General features: G+C 64.6%; 17 protein-coding genes. 8 read left to right on the plus strand and 9 right to left on the minus strand.

The annotated features are described in order from the left end of the window. Positions 1–89: 89 nt before the first annotated feature. A complete protein-coding gene (locus AB7532_RS22670) occupies positions 90–302 on the plus strand; it encodes a hypothetical protein (RefSeq protein ID WP_441236924.1) in 213 nt (70 codons plus the stop codon). Here AB7532_RS22670 and AB7532_RS22675 read toward each other — a convergent pair whose 3' ends face one another. Both AB7532_RS22675 and AB7532_RS22680 read right to left on the minus strand, forming a co-directional pair. Beyond that, entirely contained in the window at positions 303–1,502 is a 1,200-nt protein-coding gene (locus AB7532_RS22675; RefSeq protein WP_441236925.1) for a hypothetical protein, read from the minus strand. Between the two features lie 14 nt (positions 1,503–1,516). Further along, entirely contained in the window at positions 1,517–2,884 is a 1,368-nt protein-coding gene (locus tag AB7532_RS22680) for an APC family permease (RefSeq protein WP_441236926.1), read from the minus strand. Positions 2,885–3,219: 335 nt separating this feature from the next. Between AB7532_RS22680 and AB7532_RS22685 the strand changes: the two genes are divergently transcribed. Then, positions 3,220–4,548, plus strand: coding sequence for an alpha/beta hydrolase (locus AB7532_RS22685; protein ID WP_441236927.1), 1,329 nt, complete (start codon positions 3,220–3,222; stop codon positions 4,546–4,548). A 168-nt stretch (positions 4,549–4,716) separates the two neighbouring features. Beyond that, positions 4,717–5,043, plus strand: a complete 327-nt coding sequence (locus AB7532_RS22690; protein ID WP_441236928.1) for a hypothetical protein — start codon at positions 4,717–4,719, stop codon at positions 5,041–5,043. 17 nt (positions 5,044–5,060) lie between these two features. Here the strand turns inward: AB7532_RS22690 and AB7532_RS22695 are convergent, their stop codons facing one another. Continuing rightward, positions 5,061–5,450: a hypothetical protein gene (locus AB7532_RS22695; RefSeq protein ID WP_441236929.1), complete on the minus strand. Its 390-nt coding sequence runs from the start codon at positions 5,448–5,450 to the stop codon at positions 5,061–5,063. A gap of 91 nt (positions 5,451–5,541) precedes the next feature. After that, a complete protein-coding gene (locus tag AB7532_RS22700) occupies positions 5,542–6,717 on the minus strand; it encodes an MFS transporter (RefSeq protein WP_441236930.1) in 1,176 nt (391 codons plus the stop codon). A gap of 186 nt (positions 6,718–6,903) precedes the next feature. Between AB7532_RS22700 and thrS the strand changes: the two genes are divergently transcribed. The 3 genes from thrS to AB7532_RS22715 all read left to right on the plus strand — a co-directional run bounded on the left by thrS (position 6,904) and on the right by AB7532_RS22715 (position 10,935). Next, on the plus strand, positions 6,904–8,946 hold the full coding sequence (gene thrS, locus AB7532_RS22705) for a threonine--tRNA ligase (protein WP_441236931.1): 2,043 nt from the start codon (positions 6,904–6,906) through the stop codon (positions 8,944–8,946). Positions 8,947–9,039: 93 nt separating this feature from the next. Then, positions 9,040–9,603, plus strand: coding sequence for a nitroreductase family protein (locus AB7532_RS22710; RefSeq protein ID WP_441236932.1), 564 nt, complete (start codon positions 9,040–9,042; stop codon positions 9,601–9,603). Between the two features lie 63 nt (positions 9,604–9,666). Beyond that, complete coding sequence (locus AB7532_RS22715; RefSeq protein ID WP_441236933.1) at positions 9,667–10,935, plus strand: serine hydrolase domain-containing protein; 1,269 nt, start codon at positions 9,667–9,669, stop codon at positions 10,933–10,935. Here the strand turns inward: AB7532_RS22715 and AB7532_RS22720 are convergent. Together AB7532_RS22720 and AB7532_RS22725 are read right to left on the minus strand one after the other, a co-directional pair. Then, on the minus strand, positions 10,921–13,383 hold the full coding sequence (locus AB7532_RS22720) for a putative bifunctional diguanylate cyclase/phosphodiesterase (RefSeq protein WP_441236934.1): 2,463 nt from the start codon (positions 13,381–13,383) through the stop codon (positions 10,921–10,923). The two genes, AB7532_RS22715 and AB7532_RS22720, sit on opposite strands and share 15 nt — an antisense overlap. 1,189 nt (positions 13,384–14,572) lie before the next feature. After that, positions 14,573–15,433 (minus strand): LysR family transcriptional regulator, encoded by an 861-nt coding sequence (locus AB7532_RS22725; RefSeq protein WP_441236935.1) that lies wholly within the window; start codon positions 15,431–15,433, stop codon positions 14,573–14,575. 104 nt (positions 15,434–15,537) lie between these two features. Here AB7532_RS22725 and AB7532_RS22730 point away from each other — a divergent pair, with 104 nt between their 5' ends. Next, entirely contained in the window at positions 15,538–16,530 is a 993-nt protein-coding gene (locus tag AB7532_RS22730; RefSeq protein ID WP_441236936.1) for a zinc-dependent alcohol dehydrogenase family protein, read from the plus strand. Between the two features lie 110 nt (positions 16,531–16,640). Here the strand turns inward: AB7532_RS22730 and AB7532_RS22735 are convergent, their stop codons facing one another. Together AB7532_RS22735 and AB7532_RS22740 are read right to left on the minus strand one after the other, a co-directional pair. Then, a complete protein-coding gene (locus AB7532_RS22735) occupies positions 16,641–16,835 on the minus strand; it encodes a hypothetical protein (RefSeq protein ID WP_441236937.1) in 195 nt (64 codons plus the stop codon). A 304-nt stretch (positions 16,836–17,139) separates the two neighbouring features. Beyond that, positions 17,140–18,123, minus strand: a complete 984-nt coding sequence (locus AB7532_RS22740) for an aldo/keto reductase (protein WP_441236938.1) — start codon at positions 18,121–18,123, stop codon at positions 17,140–17,142. A 103-nt stretch (positions 18,124–18,226) separates the two neighbouring features. Here AB7532_RS22740 and AB7532_RS22745 point away from each other — a divergent pair, with 103 nt between their 5' ends. Continuing rightward, positions 18,227–19,120 carry a LysR family transcriptional regulator gene (locus AB7532_RS22745; protein WP_441236939.1) on the plus strand — a complete coding sequence of 298 codons (894 nt, stop codon included), beginning with the start codon at positions 18,227–18,229 and terminating at the stop codon, positions 19,118–19,120. 185 nt (positions 19,121–19,305) lie between these two features. On the opposite strand, the gene AB7532_RS22750 is transcribed toward AB7532_RS22745, so the two are convergent. Then, positions 19,306–20,379: a hypothetical protein gene (locus tag AB7532_RS22750; protein ID WP_441236940.1), complete on the minus strand. Its 1,074-nt coding sequence runs from the start codon at positions 20,377–20,379 to the stop codon at positions 19,306–19,308. Positions 20,380–20,454: the final 75 nt, after the last annotated feature.

Below are 20,454 nucleotides of genomic sequence, written 5' to 3' on the forward strand. Positions count from 1 at the left end.
ATGCTGCGGTGCTTTGCGCATCGCGGCCATGAGCGGAACCGGAACTTCTCCCTCGCGTTGTTTTGTCGCTCCATTGGGAGGAAACAACAATGCGCTGGAAAATCAGCCCTCACTTTCACTTCGGGCTCGGTCCCAATTCGAGCTCGAGGGGGCATCACCACGACCCCAGGACGATTGACCTGCTCGCGATCGTCGCTTTGCTGGCGCTGGTCCTCGGCTCCGGCTGGTATCTAGGGACGAGCCTCGCGACGCCACCGAGCACGACGGCGTTCGTCGTGCCGAGCCAGAGCGTGCACTGGTAGTTAGCGGAACCAGAAGAATCGCCCCGGCGGCGGCTGGACTGCCTCAGGCGGGCGCGGTCGCTTGGGGCGCGGCTTTGGCGCTGGCTCAGCGGATGAGGTGGTCTCCGCGGCGGGGGCCGCCTCGCTTCCCGGCACCCTCACCGACAGCAGCAAATTCGACTCGTGCATGCGCCAGCGATAGCCGACGCCGAAATCGATTGGCTGGGCGCGCGTGAACAGTTCGGCGTAGCGCTCCTGATAGCGGCCGGGGAATTCGTTGATCGGTCCGAGATAGCGGCCGAACGGGAAGAAGCCCCACTGCTTCGCGCTGTAGTTCGCAAGCGGAATGCCGGAATCATCCTGGATGATGGTCGCGCTGTTGGCGAGCAACCAGTCGCGTGCGACAGTGAAGTTACCGGAGTGCAGTAGATACGATGCACTCTTGATCAGGCTGTTGCCGGGGCCGAGCGTCTCGCAGAACTTCAGGAAGCCCGCGGCGCGCGCGCTCGCGTTGGAGAGATCGGCGGAGAAATAATACAGCGTGCGCGCTTCACCGTCGGGGCCCGCAAAGGTGATGCGGGTGCCGCGCGTCGCGTTCGGTCCGGGATTGTCGTTGCCGACATGCATCCCGCCCTTGTCGTCGAGCGCGACCATCTCGACATTGCGGATGGTCTTGCCGGAGCGAACCAGGAAGACATAGAGGATCGGCAAGGTGCCGTTGACCTGGTTGGCGTGCAAATCGACCTTCATCTGCTTGGTGATGAAGAACGAGAAGCTCAGGATCGAGCCGAGCGAGCGCTCGACATTGTAAAGCGCAGCCCCGACCGCACCGCGCGGCAGCCGCGTCAGGTCGGGCACGGCCCCGACCGGCTCCAGCGCGCCGAGCACGTAGGTGCTCGCCTTGGAATAGAAGGCATTGGCGTAGAGAAAATCAGGGCCGCTGAACAAATAGAACATGGTCGGCTTGGGCGCCGCCAGATTGGCGTCGGCCCAGTTGCGGATCCTGGAGATCTGCCGCTGCTCGAGCTGGGCGAAAGCACCGTCGAAGAATTTGGCGTGGCGCTGCCAGCCCGGGTCCTTCGTGAGCGGCACCAGCGGCGAGTCCGCCGACGGCTGCATGCCCGCGAGGAATCGCGCGGTGTCGTCGAAGGTGACGTCGGCCGCGCGCGCGGACGAGATGGCCGCAGCCAGCAGGGCAACAGCGACGGCTGCAATTCTCATGGATCGAAACATGTCTATTCGCGATTGTGTGACGTGCCAGCGGCGACCGGCCGCCTGCGGAAAACAGCATAAATCAACAGGCCGGCGAGCATGACGAGCATCCCCGCCAGGGAATGCCATGGCCGCTCGGTCAAAAGGTAGTACATCATGAACCCGGTCACGAGCAGGAAAACCAGCGGTGTGAACGGGTATCCCCAGGCCCGATAGGGCCTTGGCAGATCGGGATCGGTGATGCGCAGCTTGATGACGCCGGCGACCGTGAAGAATGAGCAGAACAGCAGCGCGAACTGGATGAAGTCGAGCACCGCCTCGAAGCTGCGCGTGAACAGCAGCAGATTGGCGACCGCGAGCTGAAACAGGATGGCATAGGCCGGCGCACCGCTCACCGATCGCTTCGAGAACACCCGCAGCGCCGGAATGTCCTCGCCCATCGTCATCATGACGCGGGGGCCGATCCACATCATCGCGCTGATCGAGGAGATCAGGCCGAAACAGATCATCGCGCCCACGATCCGTCCGCCGAGGCTGCCGAAGATCGCGGTGCCGGCGACGCTGGCGACATCGAGCTGGCCAGCGAGTGCGCCGACCGGCGTCGAATAGAGAAACACCGCATTGAGAGCGACGTAGAGCACGAGCACGATCAGCGTACCCGCGAGCAGCGCCCGCGGCAGGTCACGCTGCGGCATGTTCATCTCGCCGATGATATAAGTCGCGGCATTCCAGCCCGAGAACGAGTACATCACGAAGACGAGCCCGATCGCGAAAGGCGCGCTGACGATGTGGGCGAGATCGCCCGGCTGCGGCGTGAAGGTGATCGGCTGCGGCACGCCGATGATGAAGCCGGCGACCAGGAAAGCGATGATCAGCACGACCTTCAGGATGGTCGAGACCAGCTGGAAGGTCGAGGAGTGCCTGACGCCTGTCAGTTGCACGATCGAAACCAGCCACACCATGCCGATCGCGAGCGGGATTGGCGGCAGGTCAGGCACGACCGATTTGGCGTATTCGCCGAAGGCCATCGCCGCGAGCGCGACCGGCGCGGCAAAGCCGACCGTGGCAGAAACCCAGCCGGCCAGAAAGCCGAAGGCGGGATGATAGGCGCGGCCGAGGAAATTGTATTCGCCGCTCGAGCGCGGAAACATTGCGCCAAGCTCGCTGTAGGAAAACACCCCGCATAGCGCGACGATGCCGCCGACGGTCCACAGCAACAGGATCGAGAAGCCCGAGGGGATGTCCTTGACCTGGAAGCCGAGGCTGGTGAAGACGCCGACCCCGATCATGTCGGCCACGACGATGGCGGTGGCGACCAGAACGGAGATCCCCGACCCGCTTCCGGTCAGCCGGCCAGTCCAGGGCGCAGGTCCCGCATCTGATGCCGTCATCGGGGTCCTCAAACCTCAGGCGTCGCGCCTCGTGGGAAGCATCGTGCAGTTCGGTCCAGTCAATTCAAGCAGGGTTAACAAGGGTTAAATGAGGCGGCTGGAATCGGTATATTGACACCGCTTACGCACGATACTGGGCAATAAACCTGCACAAACACCGGAGAATCCCGTTTTTCTCCCCCCACAATCACGACACGATTGCATGGTCCCTTGAGCGTTCCGGATGTGGGGAAGTTTCTCCGGACACTTAACGTCGCCTAAACGCCAGTCGGCTCAATTGTCTAGAGATTGCCGATGGACGTGTGACTTGGGTCGTGACTTGGGGTCATGGGTGGATGGTCGGGGCCGTTCCGAAACTGAGAGCTGATAGCCGTGCCAATCGGACGCCGTCCGATGTGCGCGGTCGTGCGCTCCGGATCGGCCTGATCTCTGCCTTGGTGCCGCTGTCGCTGACGCTGGTTCAATGCGGCAAGGCGCCCAATCCGGCGGCGCTCGCGGCGAACTCGCAGGCCAACGTCCAGGTCGTTGCGAAGACCAAACCTCAGCAAGTCGCAAGCGCCGACACGTTTGAGGATCGCTTCCCCGCCCCACAGTTTGGCGAGCGCTTCCCCTCGGCGAGCGAGAGCTTTCTGCAACGGCAGATGTCGGACTTCTCGCCCAAGCGCGCCGTGCAGCAGCAGCCTCCGCCTGAGCAGGCGCCCTACAAGGTGGCCTCGCTCGCCCCGCAGGTCCCCTATCAGCGCCCCGCCCGCGAAGACCTCACGACGCTCGTCAGCATGAAGTCGTCGGCCTTCCCCTATTTCGGCAACAATCCCGCCTCGGACGCGCCGTTCCTCAACATCTCCAAGGGCGACCGCCGCGGCCACCGCAGCTATTCCGGCCGCGTCTACTGGCAGGACGAAACCTACAACGACAGCCGCGTGCTGATGCACGTGCCCGAGCATTTCGACGTGCGCAAGCCGGGCGTGATCGTGGTGTTCTTCCACGGCAATGGCGCGACGCTCGAGCGCGACGTGCGCGACCGTCAGCTGGTGCCGCAGCAGGTCACCGATTCCGGCGCCAACGCCATCCTGCTCGCTCCGCAGATGGCCATCGATGCCGCCGATTCCAGCGCCGGCAAATTCTGGCAGCCGGGCGGCTTCAAGCGCTTTATGGAGGAATCGGCCAACCACCTCGCCCGCGTCACCGGCGATCCCAACAGCGCCCGCGCCTTCGCCAACATGCCGATCGTCATCGTCGGCTACAGCGGCGGCTTCCTGCCGACGGCCTGGAGCCTCGAGGTCGGCGGCATCAGCGACCGCGTTCGCGGCGTCGTGCTGCTCGACGCCGTCTATGGCGAGATGGACAAGTTCGCCGCATGGATCGAGAGCCACCGCTCCGGCTTCTTCGTCAGCTCCTACACCCGCTACACCGCTCGGCGCGACCGCGAGCTGATGAGCACGCTGCGGCAGAAGGGCATCAGCGTCTCCGAAGACATGGATGGGCCTTTGCGTCCCGGCAGCGTCGTGTTCGTCGAAACCGGCGACGGCATCACACATCGTGATTACGTGACCCGCGCCTGGACGCGGGATCCGCTCAAGGACGTGCTGGTGAAGATGTCGGCGACGCCGTCACTGGCGCTGACGCGCGTTGCGTCCACCAACCCGTCGGCATCAAGTCGATAGCGATATTGCGCGCGCCGGGATTTTGGCCGCACTGCCTGCGGTTGCCTCAGGCTTTGATCAAAATGTGATGTTGATGGCCGGTTTCCCCGGGACTGACCGGATTGCTTCTGCTGGCAACGATCATAGTTTGCCGGGCGAGTTGCATCTGGAATTCGACGAGGACAGTTCGTGCGTCAGGGACTTTACAAGGTCGACTTCCACACGGTTCATGGAACCGGATGCGGCGTCATCTATGTGACCGAGGGCAAGATGCGCGGCGGCAACTCCGCCTTCGCCTTCATCGGCACCTATACCGGCGAAGGCAGCAGCATCAAGGTCAAGATCTCGACCGAGCGCTACAACGACGACCCGTCCTTCAAGGCGCTGTTCGGCCACGACAGGATTACCCTGACGCTCGCCGGCCGTGAGGACGGCGACACGGCAGAATTCGAAGGCACCGCACTGCAAGTGCCGGGCGTTGCCTTCAGAGCGGTCCTGAGCCGGATCAGCGACTGACCGTCCGGCTTCCTATCTCAGGTTTTGGGCAGCTTCGGAATGCTCTCGGCAAAACCATTGTAGCAGGCCAACCGCTCGTCCTCTTCCTTGAAGAAACGGCAATCGGCGTAGCCCTTGGCCTTGGCCGGCTTGGGCTTCGGCGCCGGTGGCATCACCCCATCGTAGCAGTTGAGGCGGTCCTTGGTACCGTCGTCGATGTCGAGGCAGGCCTGGAGGCGCGCTGCGATCGATTGCGGCTTGCCCTTCGGAGCTGCGGCGGGCTTGGCGGCAGCTTCCCTGGTCGCCGCTTTGGTCCCCTTGGGCTGGACCTGCACCAGCGGCTTGTCCCCCACCATCGGTGGCTTGTCGGCTTGCGCGAACGCGGAGGCTGAATAGAGCACCGCGGCAACCGCCAGAATCATCCTCATTTCAGTCAACTCTCTTTGGTCCCCATGCCTCGCCTTCTAGCGCTCCCGCGCGCGGTTTGCCAAGCGCCTTGCGGCAAGGAAAACGGGGGATTCAGGCGGTGGCGGCGGCAGCCGGCCGGGGCCGGCTCAGGATGACCAGGACCAGCGCCAGCACGACGAAGCCGGCCGCCACGAAGCCGAGCGGATGCAACAGCTCGCGGGCGAACAGCAATCCGCCGATGGCGGAGCCGACAGCCTGGCCGATGTAAAGCACGGAGGTGTTGAGCGCGACGGTCGCCGACGCAAGCTGCGGCGCGGCGGTGACCAGCCGCACCTGCTGCATCGAGTTGGTCGAGGCAAAGCCAAGGCCCCAGATCGCGACGGCACCCGCCATCAACGCGAGCGTGCCGGCACCGAGCGCCCAGCCCGTGATGCCCGCCAGCAGCAGGCAGGTGAACAGCAGCGAGGTGCGATAAGGCCCCCAGGTGTCGACGATGCGGGTCGCGATCACGACCCCGAGGAAGCCGCAAACACCATAGATGCCGAACACCATGCCGATCGCATCGGGACTGGCCTCGGTGAGCTTCTTGAGCAGCGGGCCCATGAAGGTGAACACCACGAACTGGCCGGACATCTGCAGCATCGTGATCGCAAGCAGCAGCAGAATGGTCCTGTTGCGACCGACCGCGCTCCAGGTCTTCAGATCCACCGGCGTGCCCTTCAGACCCGCCGGCAGACGCAGCAGCAACAACAGGAAGCTGATGCAGCCGAGCACGCCGATCCCGCCGTAGGCCGCGCGCCAGCCATAGCGGCTCGCCATGAAGGTGATCAGCGGAAGACCAACGGCGGCCGCGAGCGACCAGCCAAGAAAGATGTAGGCGATGGTGCTGCCACGCCGCTCCACAGGCACGATCAGCGCCGCCGTGCCGGCGGCCTGCGGCGTGTAGAGCGCGCCGACCGCGAGCATCAGAAGGCGGATGACGAGAAGGCTCGCATAGTCGGGTGCGAAGGCCGAGGCGAGATTGCCCAAAGCCAGCACCGCAAGCGTCGTCGCAAGCAGCGTCCGCCGCTCGATGCGACTGGTCAGCCACGCCGTCAGCGGCGAGCCGATGCACAGCGTGATCGCGCCGAAGGTGATCAGCAGCCCGGCCGCATGGATGCCGATGCCGAGCCCCGTCGACAATTCCGGCAGCATGCCCGCTGGCGCCAGCACCGAGCTGCCGGTCACGAGGTTTCCGAGCATCAGGGCGGTCGGCGTGAAACGGCCGGCAGAGGGCGGATTTTCCATGCAAATGCATGTAGAGCGGGCCTGCGGCCATTGAAAGGGCGGCGCGCGAAATAGTTGAAGCGCCGCCGCGGCTTTTGCGCGCCACTTTCCTGGAAATGCCGGATTGCGCAGGCCGAATCGCCTGATATATCGCTCGTTCCCGCTTACCTGCGCTCGTTCGCAGGAGTGAGCTTCAGGAGAAAAGCAATGACCGACCAGAACAAATCCGAATCCGGTTTCCAATATTCCCTCAGCAATCTGAAGCCCGTGAACCCTGCCGCCAAAGTCACCCTCAGCTTCCCCGACGGCGCCCGCCGCGAATATGACAAGAGCATCACAGGCCTCGAGATTGCCAAGGGCATCTCGCCGTCGCTGGCCAAGCGCACCGTTGCGATGGCACTCGACGGCATCGTCGCCGACCTCGACGACGCAATCGAAGCCGACGCCAAGATCGAGCTGATCAACCGCGACGATCCGCGCGCGCTCGAGCTGATCCGCCACGATTGCGCGCACGTGCTCGCCGAAGCCGTGCAGGCGCTGTGGCCGGGCACGCAGGTCACCATCGGCCCCGTGATCGAGAACGGCTTCTACTACGACTTCTTCCGCAACGAGCCGTTCACGCCGGAAGACTTCGCCGCGATCGAGAAGAAGATGCGCGAGATCATCGCGCGCGACAAACCCTTCACCAAGGAAGTCTGGGACCGCGAGAAGACCAAGCAGGTGTTCCGCGACAAGGGCGAGGCCTTCAAGGTCGAGCTGGTCGACGCCATTCCCGGCAACGAGCCGATCAAGATCTACTACCAGGGCGACTGGTTCGATCTCTGCCGCGGCCCGCACATGACCTCGACCGGCAAGGTCGGCAACGCCTTCAAGCTGATGAAGGTGGCCGGCGCCTATTGGCGCGGCGACAGCAACAACCCGATGCTGACCCGCATCTACGGCACGGCGTTCGCCAAGCAGGATGACCTCGACGCTTATCTCAAGCAGATCGAGGAAGCCGAGAAGCGCGACCATCGCAAGCTCGGCCGCGAGCTCGACCTCTTCCATTTCCAGGAAGAAGGCCCGGGCGTCGTGTTCTGGCACCCCAAGGGCTGGACCATCTTCCAGCAGCTGATCGCCTATATGCGGCGACGCCTCGCCGGCGATTACAACGAGGTCAACGCCCCGCAGATCCTCGACAAGGCGCTGTGGGAGACCTCGGGCCATTGGGGCTGGTATCGCGAGAACATGTTCGCGGCGCAGTCCGCCGGCGACGAGGCCGAGGACAAGCGCTGGTTTGCGCTCAAGCCTATGAACTGCCCGGGTCACGTGCAGATCTTCAAGCACGGCCTGAAGAGCTATCGCGACCTGCCGTTGCGCCTCGCCGAGTTCGGCATTGTGCACCGCTACGAGCCGTCGGGCGCCATGCACGGCTTGATGCGCGTGCGCGGCTTCACCCAGGACGACGCGCACGTCTTCTGCATGGAGGACCAGCTCGCCGACGAGTGCCTGAAGATCAACGACCTGATCCTGTCGACCTATGCCGATTTCGGCTTCACCGGCGACCTCACGGTGAAGCTCTCGACCCGGCCGGAAAAGCGCGTCGGCACCGATGCGATGTGGGATCACGCCGAGCGCGTGATGGCGACCGTGCTGAGCCAGATCCAGGCGCAGAACAACCACATCAAGACCGAGATCAATCCGGGCGAAGGCGCCTTCTACGGGCCGAAGTTCGAGTACGTGCTGCGCGACGCCATCGGCCGCGACTGGCAGTGCGGCACCACGCAGGTCGACTTCAACCTGCCGGAGCGGTTCGGCGCGTTCTACATCGACCATGACAGCGGCAAGAAGGCGCCGGTGATGGTGCACCGTGCGATCTGCGGCTCGATGGAACGCTTCATCGGCATCCTGATCGAGCACTATGCCGGCAGCTTCCCGCTCTGGCTCTCGCCGGTGCAGGTGGTGGTCACCACCATCACCTCTGAAGCCGACGAATATGCCAAGCAGGTGCTGGCGCAAGTCCGCCGCGCCGGGCTTCGGGCCGAGATCGATCTTCGCAACGAGAAGATCAACTACAAGGTTCGCGAGCACTCGCTGGCCAAGATTCCAGCGCTGCTCGTCTGCGGCAAGAAGGAGGCCGAGACACAATCGGTCTCCATCCGCCGGCTCGGCAGCGACGGCCAGAAGGTGATGACGACGGCGGAGGCGATCGCCGCCCTCGTCGACGAAGCGACCCCGCCGGACGTCCGGCGGGCGCGCGACGCGGCCTGATCCCTGAAATCGATCTAAACTCGCTTTCGGTTGCGGGCGTGCATGCTTATCTCGGCATGGCACGCCCGACGACCAGCCGAAGAGGATATTCCGGTGCCCGATGCCATTGAACTCCTGAAGACCCGCCGCTCGGTCAAGCCGCGCGAGATGACCGGGCCCGGCCCCTCCGCGGCCGAGCTCGAGACCATCCTCACCATCGGCGCGCGCGTGCCCGACCACGGCAAGCTCGTGCCCTGGCGCTTCATCATTTTCGAGGGCGATGCTCGGAGCCGCGCCGGCGAGGTGATCGCCAAGGTGTTTGCGCGCAAGAATCCCGGCGCGCCTGCGGCCGACGTCGAGATCGAGCGCAAGCGACTCATGGACGCACCGCTGGTGATCGGCATCGTCAGCTTCACCAAGCCGCATCCGAAAGTGCCTGCCTCCGAGCAGGAATTGTCGGCCGGCGCCAGCGCCATGAACATCGTCACGGCTGCGACCGCGCTCGGCTACGGCGCCTGCTGGCTGACAAGCTGGTTCTCCTTCGATCGCGACGTGCTGGACGGCCTTGGTCTGAAGCCCGACGAAAAGCTCGCCGGCTTCATCCACATCGGCACCCCGACCAAGCCGAGCGAGGATCGCCCGCGGCCGTTCCTTTCGGAAATCGTGACGCGATTTTAATCGAAGTCTTGTTGACGCCCCTGACGTCTTGCGGCTTTGTTCCCGGCCAGGGAGGAAGCCCGGATGAAACGCCGCGAATTTCTGGTCGGGGCCGCGCTCTTGGCCGGCACGATGGCGCGAGGCCGCGCCGCCGACATCCCCGCCCCGTCGGCCGCCGGCCTCGATCGCATCACCGCGTATTTTGACAACGAGGTGAAGCTCGGCCGCCTGCCGGGCGCCGTGGTGCTGGTGCAGCAGCACGGCAAGCCGGTCTATCAGAAGGCCTTCGGCGTGCGCGACACCAGGACGGGTCTCACCATGGCGCCCGACACGATCTTCGCCATTCATTCCATGACCAAGCCGATCACGTGCCTTGGGGCGATGATGCTGATCGACGAGGGCAAGCTCGCGCTGACCGACCCCGTGTCGAAATACATCCCGCTGTTCGCCGACACCAAGGTCGGCATCGAGACCACCAAGCCCGGCGGCCCGACGACGATCGAACTCGAGCCGCCGGTGCGTCCGGTCAACATCGAGGATCTGCTGCGGCATACCTCGGGCATCAGCTACGACTATATCGGCGCTCCATGGGTCATGGAGGTCTATCTGGCCGCCAAGATTTTCGACGGCCCCTTCGACAACAGGCAATTCGCCGACCGTATCGCCGAGCTGCCGTTGACGCGTCAGCCCGGGACGCTGTGGCGCTATGGGCATTCGACCGACGTGCTCGGCAGCGTCATCGAGATCATCTCGGGACAAACGCTGTATGAATTCCTGAAAGCACGCATCTTCGATCCGCTCGGCATGAACAGCACCAAATTCGTGCTCAAGACTCCGGAGGAGCGCGCGCGGATGGCACGGCCGCTGCCGAGCGACACGGTCCTGCTCGCCGGCGAGCGCGATCGCCTCGACCATCCCGAATGGGAATCCGGCGGCGGCGGTCTGCTCTCGACCATCACCGACTATCAGCGCTTCTCGCAGATGCTGCTCAACGGCGGCGAGTTCGAGGGCAAGCGTTACCTCAGCCCTGCCGCCTTCAAGGCCATGACCACCGATCACATCGGTCCCGGCTCAGGCGTCGGCCGCGACTACTTCTATTTCCCGGGCGACGGCTTCGGCTATGGCTACGGCATCGGCGTGCGCACCGATCCCGGCAACGCCAAGCCGCCCCCGCCCGGCTCGATCGGCGAGCTGAAATGGGACTCAGGCAGCGGCACCTATTTCGGCGTCGATCCCAAGCTCGACATGGTCTACCTCCTGATGCAGCAGACCCAGAACGAGCGCAGCCGCATCACGCCCGCCTTCAAGGAACTTGTCTACGACTGCTACCCGGAAGGATTACGCCGCCCGTGAGGTGCGCTGGCCGAACTCGGCCAGCAGCTTTGCGATCTCCGCGGCGGGCCGTGCCGCGCTGAACAGAAAACCCTGGACCTCGTTGCAGCCTTCGGCGCGCAACCAGTCGAGTTGATCCTCGGTCTCGACGCCCTCCGCGGTCGTGGTGATGTTGAGGCTGCGGCCGAGGCCGGAGATCGCGCGCACGATCGCGCCGCAATCGGGCCGCTGCGCCAGATCCTTGACGAAGGAGCGATCGATCTTGATCTTGTCGAACGGGAAACTTCGAAGATAGCTCAGGCTGGAATAGCCGGTGCCGAAATCATCCATGGAGATGCTGACGCCGAGCTCGCGAAGCTGATGCAGGATCGCAAGGTTGGCATCGGTCTCGGCGAGGAAGATCGACTCGGTAATCTCCAGCTCGAGCCGCGTCGGCGACAGGCCGGATTGCGCCAGCGCCGAGATCACGACCTGGACCAGATTGCGGCTGCGGAATTGCGCCGGCGACAGATTGACCGCGACCTTGACGTCAACGGGCCATTTCACCGCTTCCGCGCAGGCCTCGCGCAACACCCACTCGCCAAGCTGGGTGATGAGGCCGATGTCTTCTGCGACCGGAATGAATTCCGCCGGTGAGACCATGCCCTTCTCGGGATGGTGCCAGCGCAGTAGCGATTCAAAGCCGGAGATGCGGTCGGAGGCGATCGATACCAGCGGCTGGTAATGCAGCTCGAACTCGCCATTGGCAAAGGCCCGACGCAAATCGAGCTCCATGTCGCGGCGCTTCTGCGCCTGAAGGTCCATCTCGCGCTCGAAGAAATGGTGCACGCTGCCGCCGTCGGCCTTCGCGCGGTACAGCGCCATGTCGGCATTGCGCATCAGTTCCTCTGGCGTCGTGCCGTCACCCGGCGACAGCGCGATGCCGATGCTGGCGCCGATCACCATCTTCTGGCCGTCGAGATCATAGGACGTCTTCAGCATGTCGATCAGCAGGGTCGCACACGCACTGGCCTCGTTCGGCGAGACGTCGGCTGCCAGGATCACCGCGAACTCGTCGCCACCAAGCCGGGCCGCGAGATTGGCGCCGCGGACTGCGGTCGTCAGACGTTCGGCAACTTGCTTCAGCAGGCGGTCGCCGACCGGATGGCCGAAGGAATCGTTGATATTCTTGAACAGGTCGAGGTCGATATAGAGCACGCCGACACGCTTGCCGCCGGCCTGGTCGAGCGCCTGTTTCAACTGCTCCTGGAAATATTCGCGGTTGGGCAGGTCGGTGAGGCCATCATGATGCGCCATGTGCGCGATCCGCGCCTCGGCCTTGCGCCGCTCGGTGATATCGACCACCGCGACGAGATAGCCGTCGCGATCGTCGAAGGCGACGCGGCGGCCGAAGGTGAGCACCTCGATCTCGCTGCCGTCGGCGCGCAGATGCCGCCAGTTGCGCGAGGAGTGATAGGTGTCGCCGATGCGATCGAGCGCCTCGGCGTGACTGTCCCATTCGTCCTCCGGCCAGATCTCGTGCAGCTTCATGCGCAGGAAGGTGGCGCGGCTGTAGCCGTAATGCTGGACCGCGGAATCGTTGACGCCCAGGAATTCCTTTGTCTCGGCATCGAACACCCACATCGGCATCGGATTGCTGTCGAACAGCAGGCGGAACGAGGCGTCGCGCCGCTTCAGCGCTGTGACGTCCGAGATCGTCAGCGAGACCACGTCGGCGAAGGCGGTGGCGCTGAACCGGAGATAGCGTCCGTCGCTCTCGATCTCGAGCTGCTCGCCGCGACCGCCCGAGACGGCCTTGAGCAGAAATTGCATGATTTCGGGCGAGCCCAGCAACGTGCGGCCCTCGCCGATCCGCCGCCACAACAGGACGGCGCCTTCGGCCTTCAGGAGTGCGCCGGCGCTGTTGTTGTGATGCACGATCTGGAGATCGAACGGCTTGCCTTCGGCGTCGCGCAGCGTTGCCAGCGAGACCACCGCGTCATCGGTCGCGGAGAAGATCGCGTCGAGCAGATTGTATTGCGCGCCGCGCTCATTGATGTATGCGCCGACCAGCGTGACGCCCCAGCGCGACGATGTCGGCAACGCCAGCACGTCATAGGTCCTGACCATGCCGTCGCGCACGCAGTGCGCAGTCGCCTGGTGCGGCCGTCCGTTTTCGAGTGCGCTTCCGACAGCTTCCGACAGCGCTGTGGCGCAATCGGGCGAGAGTTCGGCGACCGGAATGTCCCAGCGCTCCTCGCCGAGCCATTTCTGCACGTAGCGCCCGCTGCGCGAAAGCTCGAGCGCACCGTCGTTCTTCAGCAGCGCGATATGGTCGGCGAGCCGCCCAAGGCTGCCGAGCATCACGTCCTCATAGCGCGGCAGCCGGTCGCCCGGCTTCAGCGCGGCGCGCCATTTGCGCTGAAGCACCGGGATGTCGTCGAACATTTCGGTGGCCGGTTTTCCCGGCATCTTCTTTGCGGCACTCATTGCAGTCCCCAACGCACTTTCCCCGCGCATCCAATGCAGCTGCGCTTAATGCCGTGTAAAAGGGACGCGGGCGCAGGTTCCATTGGGCGATTATGACAGTTTTAAATCGGGAGTTGGTTAGTGCGTATTAGAGACTATGACGGTTGTGCAAAGGCGGCGCGGTCCGCATGCGATTGAAGTTCGTGCGCATGGCTGCATCAATCCGGTCATTGCGAACGCGGCGAAGCAATCCAGAGTCTTTCCGCGGATGCATTTCTGGATTGCTTCGCTGCGCTCGCAATGACGGAGGTAGAGTAGCGGCCACTCATCTCCCGTGTCCCGGACGCGCTGCAACGCGCAAGCGTTGCTGCGCAGAGCCGGGACCCAGCGGGCTCCGCACTCGCTGAAGCATGGGCCCCGGCTCTGCAGCGCATCACACCGGACGATGCTTCGCATCGCCGGGAGTGCTGCGCAGCGTCCGGGGCACGAGAGCGTTGGTGGATTGCTGACATGGGATCGCTGCCTCGCAGCGTGTTTCGCCCGAGCTTTGCTTCGTCGCTTCGCCCCCATTGAAAGAGGGCGCAGGGAAGACCGGGAGCCCGCTGGCACCCGAGGTCCACTGTGCGAAGTTGTGGTGAGAAATTTGCACAGCGGCATACAGGTGTAGCCAGGACATCCCGGCCTTCCCTGCGCAGTGGTTGGAACGGCGTATGTCGTGCTCTCCCCGGGGAGCGATGCACTATTGCCCCCGTCGCCTTGCGGATGATCGATGCGCGTGCCCGGTTGGGCCAGACACATCACCGCAAGACTTGGCGCACAGACCCCGGGCGCCAGGACGACACGATTTGGCCGTACGCGGATCACACCGGTCGTGCGTGCGACGCCATCGCTCACGGTTGCCCGCCCTGCGATCACCTTCGCACCAGTGTAACTCGCGTCCACCGCCGCCCGACCCGCGTTCGTGACGATCGCGATACGCCCCTCTTCCTCGGGCCGGGTTGCCGCGACGGATACGCCGTTTCCGAATTTCGGTAAAGTGGAATATTTTTCGCGGCGCGGGTTGACCGGCAGCCTGGGTGTTTTGCCCGACGGGCAACGCAAGGGATTGTAGGGTGGGCAAAGCGGGGCGTGCCACCACTGCCGATTGCCAAGAGATTGGTGGGCACGGCGCGCAAGGGTGCGCGCCTTTGCCCACCCTGCGAAGCCGTGCCTAGGGAGCTGTGCCCGCCAGCTTCTCGATCACCAGATCGAGCAGCGCGCGTAGCCGCGCCAGCCGCTTGAGGTCGCGGTGATAGCCGACATAGGTGTCGCGGCCAGGTGGGCTCACGCCGATGTCGAGCGCGACCAGCCGCCGATCGCGGTCACCGAGCGGACGCGGCAGCACGGCTAGCCCGCCGCCACTCGCACAGAGTTCGGCCTGCGCCTGCCGGTTGTTGCTGCGCGAGGCCACTTCGGCGTTCGGCAGTGTACGCTTCAGCCAGACGGCATCAGGCATGTCGGCGAATTCGGCATTCATGGTCACGACGCGGACGCCGCTGCCGTCTCCCGCACGCATCGGCTTGCTGCCCTTCTTGCCGTAAAGCGCATAGGGAATGTGCAGCAGTTTTCGCGAGATCACCTCGGGCTCGCTGAACGGCTTGATCCGGAAGACGAGATCGGCCTCGCGGCGTGGCAGGCTGTAGAGGCGCGCGTCGGTGAGAAGCTCGACCGTCACCTTGGGATGACGCTTTCCGAACGCGGCAATCACCGGCGACAGCATCACCGTGCCAAACCAGTCCGACGACGACAGGCGCAGCAGACCGTCGAGCTGCGTCTCTGCGCCCGAGGCGTGGCGTTGAAGCGCGAGCGCCTCCTCCTCGATCCGCTCGGCGTGGCGCAGCACCGCCGTGCCCTCGTCGGTCAGCACGAAGCCATCGGCGGTGCGCTGGAACAACGTCTGCCCAAGTGCTTGCTCGAGCGCACGCAACCGCCGCCCCATCGTCGGCTGGGTTTGCCCGATCTTGCGTGCGGCAGCGCCCAGCGTGCCCTCGCGCGCAATCGCCAGGAAGATGCGCAGATCGCTCCAGTCCATCGACCCACCCGTCATTCAAAAACGCACGACCATCGTACATCCTTGTTCCTTCTCATGCAAAAATTCATGGGCATATTGAAGACCGACAACGGAGCAGAACGATCATGACGGGAATATCGACGATGCGCGCGGCCGTGCTCGAAACGCACAATGCGCCGCTGCGGCTCTCAACCATCTCCACACCGCGGATCGGCCCTCGCGAAGTGCTCGTGCGGATCCGCGCCAGCGGGGTCAATCCGCTCGACACCAAGATCCATGCCGGTGCCGCCGCCCATGCGCGCCATCCGCTGCCGGCGATCCCGGGGATCGATCTCGCCGGCGTGGTCGAACAGACCGGGCGCGACGTCTCGCGGTTCAAACCGGGTGACGAGGTCTATGGCATGACCGGCGGCGTCGGCGGCGTGCAGGGATCGCTCGCCGAGTTCGCCGCTGTCGATGCCGACCTCCTGGCGTTGAAGCCCGGCAATCTCAGCATGCGGGAGGCGGCCGCCCTGCCTCTCATTTTCATTACGGCGTGGGAAGGCCTGGTCGACCGCGCATCGCTCAAAGCCGGGCAGAAGGTCTTGATCCATGGCGGCGCAGGCGGCGTCGGCCATGTCGCGGTCCAGATCGCGCGCGCCTTCGGTGCCGAGGTATTTTCAACCGGCTCGGCTGCGCAGCGCGCCACCATCGAGGGTTTTGGCGCTGTATTCATCGATCGGGATTCCACGGTTGAGGCTTATGTCGCTCAGCATACGGGCGGCCGCGGCTTCGACATCGTTTACGACACCGTCGGCGGAAAGGTGCTCGATGCGTCCTTCGAAAGCGTGCGGCGCTTCGGCCATGTCGTGAGTGCGCTCGGCTGGGGCACGCATGCGCTGGCGCCGCTCTCGTTCCGCGCCGCCAGCTATTCCGGCGTGTTCACGCTGCTCTCTCTGCTGTCGGGCGAGGGCCGCGCCCATCACGGAGAGATCATGGCGGAAGCAACGCGCCTCGTTGAGGCCGGCAAGCTCGTGCCGCTGATCGATGCCAGGCACTTCACGCTGGAGAGCGTCGGAGAAGCCTATGCGCTGATCCGGGATCGTGCGGCGAAGGGCAAGCTGGTGGTCGATACCTGAAATGGAGCCTGTAGCCCGGATGGAGCGAAGCACAATCCGGGGTTCTATCCGCGCAGATACAGCGCCCCGGATTTCGCTTTCGCTCCATCCGGGCTACGGAACGGGCGCGACTAATCCTCGCTGGACGCAGCGAACCGGTTGCGCAAATGAGCCTGGGACAACAGGAAGAACAGGGCGCGCTCGCCATGATATTTGGCGGACGGCCGCGTGCGCTCGAACCCGTCGGCAAAGATCTTGCCGGACTGGTCGCACACCTGCCATCGCCAGCCAAAGCGCTTTCGCCTGGTGAGGATCACTTCGTACATGCCGACAGGCTTGGTCCCCTGCTCCCGCCGGTCTCGCAAAGCGCATACGCGCGCCCTGCTCCGGCATCCCCCGTTAGACGGATGCCCGACATATAACCCAGCAGGACGGAAAGAGAATAAAATTGATTATCGGAAATGCGTGTCTTGCACCGGTTGTCGCGAACGCGCGAGGCTTGCGGAATAAGCTGGTGGGGCCGGTGTTGCTCGACGCCGCGAATGCTGCCTGATAGCGCTTACACAAGTATTCAAGCCAGAACACAAGATGCCCGGTAAGCGAATGCTCACCGGGCACTCATCACAAATGTCAGCGTCCGACTCGCGCCTGGAGATGGGCGGGATAGCGATCGCCCTGCACGGCCACTTTCGCCGGCGCCCCTGCAATGGCAGCAAGATCAGCTTCCGACAGCGTCATCGCGGCGGCGCCGAGATTTTCGGCGAGCCGGTGCAGCTTGGTGGTGCCGGGGATCGGCACGATCCACGGCTTCTGTGCGAGCAGCCAGGCCAGCGCGATCTGCGCCGGCGTCGCTTTCTTCGCTGCGGCGATCTCGCCAAGCAGATCGATCAGCGCTTGATTGGATTTTCGTGCGCTGGATGAGAAGCGCGGTACGATGTTGCGGAAATCGCTCGCATCGAACGCCGTGCTCTCATTGATCGCGCCGGTGAGAAAGCCCTTGCCGAGTGGACTGAACGGAACAAAACCGATGCCGAGCTCTTCCAGCGTCGGCAGGATCTCCTGCTCCGGCTCGCGCCACCACAGCGAATACTCGCTTTGCAATGCAGTAACAGGCTGCACCGCATGGGCGCGGCGGATGGTCGGAGCGCCCGCCTCGGACAGACCGAAATGCAGGACCTTGCCGGCCTCGATCAGCTCCTTCACCGCGCCCGCGGTGTCCTCGACCGGCACGTCGGGATCGACACGGTGCTGGTAGAACAGATCGATGCGATCCGTCTTGAGCCGCTTCAAGGCGGCCTCCGCGACCGCCTTGACGTTGGCGGGCCGGCTGTCCAGCCCGGCTTCGACCTTGCCGCCCTTGAAGCCGAACTTGGTGGCGATCACGACCTTGTCGCGGAACGGCGCGAGCGCCTCGCCCAACAATTCCTCGTTGACGAACGGGCCATAAGCCTCGGCGGCGTCGAACAACGTAACGCCGCGTTCGAATGCGGTCCTGATCAGTGTGATCGCCTGTGACGTCTCGGTCGCGGGACCATAGCCATAGCTCAATCCCATGCAGCCGAGGCCGAGGGCCGAGACCTCCAGACCACTCGTGCCAAGTTTGCGTGCCTGCATTTGCAGCTCTCCTTGAAAATCACGTTCGGCTGCGAATTTAAGCCGCATGCCACCCTGCGATTAGCTGATAAAACCGGCATGTACTCGTGATCTGGATTCATGAATGGCACGTGCCAACATCAACGACCTCCTCGCCTTTCTCGCGGTCGCCCGCGAGCGCAGCTTTACCCGCGCGGCCGCCCAGCTCGGCGTGTCGCAATCGGCGCTCAGCCATACCGTGCGTGGCCTCGAGGAGCGGCTCGGCCTGCGGCTGCTGACCCGCACCACCCGCAGCGTCGCCCCGACGGAGGCCGGCGAGCGCCTGCTGCGCAATATCGGGCCGCGCTTCGAAGAGATCGACGCTGAGCTATCGGCGCTGACTGCGCTGCGCGAGACGCCGGCCGGTACAGTCCGCATCACCACCGGCGAGCACGCCGCACAGACGGTGCTGTGGCCGACGCTCGCAAAGCTGCTGCCGCGCTACCCCGATATCAAGGTCGAGCTCGTCGTCGACTACGGTCTGACCGACATCGTCACCGAGCGCTACGACGCCGGCGTGCGCCTCGGCGAGCAGGTCGCCAAGGACATGATCGCGGTGCGGATCGGACCGGAGATGCGCATGGCCGTGGTTGGCACACCCGCTTATTTCGCGACGCGGATCAAGCCGAAGCAGCCGCAGGATCTCACTGAGCACAATTGCATCAACCTCCGCCTGCCGACCTATGGCGGGATCTATGCCTGGGAGTTCGAGAAGCGCGGCCGCGCCGTGAAGGTGCGGGTCGACGGCCAGCTCGTGTTCAACACCGGCCTGCTCAGGATGAATGCCGTGCTGGCGGGGTTGGGTCTTGCCTATATTCCCGAAGACCTCGTGAAGCGCGAAATCGCCGACGGCCGGCTGATCCGCGTGCTCGCCGACTGGTGTGCGCCGTTCGCGGGCTATCATCTGTATTACCCGAGCCGCCGGCAGCCGACGCCGGCGTTCGCCGTGCTGGTGGAGGCGCTGAGGTATCGGAAGTGAGAGGGTCCCTCCTCGTCATTGCGAGCGCAGCGAAGCAATCCAGAGTCCCTCCGCGGAAACAGTCTGGATTGCTTCGCTACGCTCGCAATGACGGTGTGGAGTCAGCTGTGCGTCGAAACTGCGCCTCTTGCCCCGGACGCAGCGGAGCGGCATTGCATGCCGCACCGCGTCCGGGACACACGAGACTACCGCGCGACCACTTCCACTTCGCCGTCGACGCCGTTCACGACATTAAAACCGCGCTCGTAGACCTTGCCCTCGTTCTTGGCGATGGCGCGGTATTCGCCTTCGGAGAGCACGACGCGCGGGAAGGCGCCGATGGATTCCTTGATGACGTCGCCGCCGGGGGTCAGCACCGACCAGGCGGTGTTGGCGAGCGCCTCGCCGCCCTTGTCGCTGACGAGCTTGAGCGTAATCACGGCGGCGCGGTGGGTGATGGTGACGTCGGTGAGCTTGCCGACCTGGACGCGGATGTCCGAGCGCACCACCGAGTTGGCGTCGCCATAGTTGGAGATGATATAGTAGGTGCCCTCCGGGATCAGCACGACGTCGCCGGCGGCGACGCTCGGCACCAGCGAGGCACGCTCGCCGGATTCGAACTGGCTGCCCTTGTAGATCGCGAACGAGATCTGGTTCTGCGGAATCCGGGTGGTGCCGACGCGGCCCTCGATGCGCAGGCCGCCGGCCGGCAGCACGAAGGATTCGCGGTCGGTCTCGGCCTTCAGGCTGACCGTGCGGACCGCGCTGACGAGGCCGAAGGCGACGTGCACGACGTAATTGCCGGGCGGCAGCACGATGTTCGGCGTGGCGCTGCGGTCTTCCTTGATCAGCCTGAAGGTGCCGTTCTCGTCGGGGCGATCGGCGAACACACGCCAGACCAGGCCGCTGTTGATCGGGGGCGTGTCCTTGCCGTATTTCGCGGTCAGCGACAGCACGCCCTGGCCCGGCACGGCCGCGTTGAGCGGCGCGGCCGGCGGTACGGTCGAGACCACGGGCGGCGGCATGCTGGGCGTGTTCGGCTGCATCAGCGTCGGTGGCAGGCTCGGAGGTCCAGCGCCCGGGCCGGAGGGCGGCGTAAGGCTGACGGCCCCGCCGGGGTCGGGCACCGATGCCGGCGGCACAGGCGGCGGACGATCGGAGAAGAGCTGCGCCTGCGCAGAATTTTGGCCGGAGGCAACGAGGCACGCAGCAAGGACCAGCGCCGGCAGCAGCCTGCCGCTGCGCCACCATCCGATGATGCCGTCACCCCCGCGTGTCATGCCCCTGCTTTTCACCGAAAACGCGGCAAATTCAAGCCTCCAGACCCCCAGGAAATACGGTCCCGACAAGTTCTA

It is taken from the genome of Bradyrhizobium sp. 930_D9_N1_4 (genome assembly GCF_052076015.1).
In the GTDB taxonomy this organism is placed as follows: Bacteria; Pseudomonadota; Alphaproteobacteria; order Rhizobiales; family Xanthobacteraceae; genus Bradyrhizobium.